This is a genomic window from Salinivibrio sp. PR919, from assembly GCF_001995355.1.
Classification (GTDB): Bacteria; Pseudomonadota; Gammaproteobacteria; order Enterobacterales; family Vibrionaceae; genus Salinivibrio; species Salinivibrio proteolyticus.
In genome coordinates this window covers 1-3,204 of record NZ_MUFL01000149.1, presented here as the reverse complement: position 1 = coordinate 3,204, position 3,204 = coordinate 1, and the positions used below count along the sequence as shown (strand labels likewise).

At 49.7% G+C, this 3,204-nt stretch carries 3 protein-coding genes and 1 CRISPR repeat array; of the genes, 2 read left to right on the top strand and 1 reads right to left on the bottom strand.

The annotated features are described in order from the left end of the window. Together cas1 and cas2 are read left to right on the top strand one after the other, a co-directional pair. A partial coding sequence (gene cas1, locus BZG83_RS16140) for a CRISPR-associated endonuclease Cas1 (RefSeq protein ID WP_131825113.1) occupies positions 1-762 on the top strand: 762 nt, incomplete at its 5' end. Positions 763-765: 3 nt separating this feature from the next. Then, positions 766-1,062: a CRISPR-associated endonuclease Cas2 gene (gene cas2, locus BZG83_RS16135; RefSeq protein WP_077482079.1), complete on the top strand. Its 297-nt coding sequence runs from the start codon at positions 766-768 to the stop codon at positions 1,060-1,062. Between the two features lie 108 nt (positions 1,063-1,170). Beyond that, positions 1,171-1,858: direct repeats of the CRISPR family, unit length 33 nt; unit sequence CACGGACCACGCCCTGACTAAAGGGATTAAGAC. A 98-nt stretch (positions 1,859-1,956) separates the two neighbouring features. On the opposite strand, the gene csm6 is transcribed toward cas2, so the two are convergent. Next, positions 1,957-3,204 (bottom strand): CRISPR-associated ring nuclease Csm6 (gene csm6 / locus BZG83_RS16130; protein WP_077482077.1); only part of this gene is annotated, 1,248 nt, incomplete at its 5' end.

Sequence of the window (3,204 nt, the reverse complement as noted above, 5' to 3'; positions counted from 1 at the left end):
GCGATAGACAGGGTGGTGTTAGGTAAAGGGATCACGCTAAGTACTGACTTACAGCTGGCGTTAGCCGCGGCAGGCAAAGATCTAATAGTGATCGGCCGCAAACACTGTGTAAGCCTGTTTAACCCACACGCTGCGCCCAATAATGTGCGGATCCGCCAATATCAAGCCGTCTGTGTGCCAGCCAAGCGAGCAGCGCTGATCCGCGCCCTGCTCGATGCGCGCCGAGAAGGGCAAAATCGTGTGTTAGCCAAGCTAGACTGCGCTCAACTGCCCGCCATCGACCACACCCACGCCCACCCCATGTTGCAAGAGGCACAGATGAGCCATCAATATTGGCGCCAATGGGCGGTGGCGTTTTATCATGACGGCTTTAAAGGTCGCGAGCGACAGCCGCYGCATGATCCCATTAACGCGCTATTGTCACTGACGTCCACCCTCGAAGATCAGGCATTAGCGCCGGCGTTACTGGCCGAGGGGTTTGACTTAACCATCGGCGTTCATCATGCAACGGGTTACCGTCGTGCAAGCCTGATATTGGATATTAAAGAGCTCACGCGGGCGGAATTGGAGTTATGGGTGATTGCTCAGTGGCAGGCTGGCACATTCACACCTGCGCATTTTTCCTCAACATCGGCGGGGTGCCGATTAACCCGAGAAGGGCAGCAACAATTTTATCCAAAATGGTTTGCATGGCAGAAAAAGCGGCGTCAGAGATTGCGTCGGTTAGCGCGTCTTTGTCGCCATTATATCGAGAGGGCATAATCCATGGATAAACCCCTATGGCTAATCAGCTACGATGTGAGCCACCCTAAGCGGTTACGGCGTATTTATCAATATTGCAGTCAGTATGGTTGGCCGTTACAAAAGTCGGTGTTCGTGTTTGCGCTTAATAAAGCAGAAAAAGAAAAAGCGTGTCAGCATCTTATTGGCATAATTGATGATAATGAAGATAAGCTATTGTGTATTCCTTTTAATCCCACCGCGGGCAGCTTTCATCTTATGCCGTCCAGTGACCTGGTGATCGCCCATGATGATCCTCGCTTAGCGCGGTTTGTTCAATAATACGGTATGAAAATTGCTTGATTTTAAAAGTTATCCACTGTTTAAAACGACTGTTTATTTTGCAGCTTGCAAAGATAAAAACWATCAGTTATAAGTAGAAACTGTCCTCACGGACCACGCCCTGACTAAAGGGATTAAGACGTGGAGGGGATAACCCCTCCACGTTGTTGCTTATGTCCTCACGGACCACGCCCTGACTAAAGGGATTAAGACTGTAACGATGTGTGTTTTCCTTTTCAACACCCATGGTCCTCACGGACCACGCCCTGACTAAAGGGATTAAGACCACGAAGGCCATAGCGTCGTATACAGGCAGGTCGAGTCCKCACGGACCACGCCCTGACTAAAGGGATTAAGACTTAATGGGCGTTTGGGTATCAATTAATGAATTTTTAGTCCTCACGGACCACGCCCTGACTAAAGGGATTAAGACCTATTGTGGATGATAAAATAGAAGATGTGCTCAAAGTCCKCACGGACCACGCCCTGACTAAAGGGATTAAGACCTGCATTTGCTTGGCTGTTTTGCAATTGTCTATCGTCCTCACGGACCACGCCCTGACTAAAGGGATTAAGACGCTAACGGTCAATGGGCTTAGAACTTCCACATCGTGTCCTCACGGACCACGCCCTGACTAAAGGGATTAAGACCAAAGTTCATCGTCTAGGGTATATTCCCTTTCCGTGTCCTCACGGACCACGCCCTGACTAAAGGGATTAAGACAGTTGTTGCTGTAGCATGACTTCATTAGCTTGATGTCCTCACGGACCACGCCCTGACTAAAGGGTTTTATCTGTCGTGCCTAGCCCCCCGGGCACCAAGATCGTGAGCGATAAAAAAAGRCCACAGGGTTAACCCTGTGGTCTTTTGCGTGTGCGCATCGTCTAAGTTGCCTAACTGGTGGCGTTTTTGTATTGAATATTGTCAGGCGCAATCGTTAGGCCTTTATACACATAACCCGCTCTGTTGACTTTCCGCTTATGCACGTTATTAATCGTGTAGTACTGGCCTAATTTCTTACCCAGCTTGTCGGTGATTTGCTTGTTGGTCTCTTTTAACAAGCGATTCCATAAATTTTTGTGCCGTTTTCTCAGCTCATCAAGCGGTCGCTCTAAGTCGCTGTTGAACAGAATGTCTGTATCTTTTCTATCGCCTTGGAACAACCAACGCTTGCGGGCTACGCCCGAATCCGTGTCATATTTTACGATTTCCTCCGCGGTTTCTTCGGCGAGCTCTACCCACCTCACTAGATCCCAATCGTCGCGCTCGCTTGGCAATGCGGCACTATCAAAGGACGTGGCCGCATGGATAAGTTGCGCTAAGCGCATATCAAGCTCGCGGGCGGACATGTCGTCAGAGGCCGGCTCGATCCCTTCGCCAGGAAATTCGCGGCTTTCTCTCGCCATCCAGCTATAAAAGGCAAAGTTGATCGGTTGCAGGGGAATAGGGAGACCATCACAAAAAATAGTCATGGTTGAATAGTCCAGCACCACGCTGGCTTGTTCTTGGGTGATGGCATTGGCTTGGTTGATTCGGTTGACCGTTTCGGTGTAACTGAGATCATCGCGCTTAATTAAATCTTGCGGCATTTCTTCGCGCATCATGACTAGGGGAATATTGGCGAGCATCACTTTGGCTTGGCTCAAATCATAACGGGTCGATTTGCTTCGATCCGCGCGCATCACGGTGTAAGGGGTCGGGTAATAAAAGTCGGGAATCGTTTCGTACGGTTCATTGACGAGTACATGACTGAGGCAGTCACATGGGCGCCCAAATAAGCTCATGGCATATCCCAAGGCAAAGCCCATGGTTTTACGTCCGCCGGCCAATGAGGCATGAATGGCAATATCCGGTTGCTGGCTAAGTTGCCGCACTTGCYCGGTAATAAAGTCTGTGATGATCGCTTGATCCTCTTCACTTTGCACGTCATTCAGCGGCTGTCCGTTTCGATCCTTTGGAACCAAAATGTCTTTCTTGGAAAACGCAATCTCCGGCAGGTTATAATCGGCGATCAGCTGCTTCAGCGGGCTATCATCGCCGAGTAAGTTCTTAATGAGTCGCTCCTCCCCTGCTTGAGAAGTGATCACCTTCACGCGGTGTGGGAGCTTTTCCGGGGTTTTTTGATAAATGCCGTATAGGGT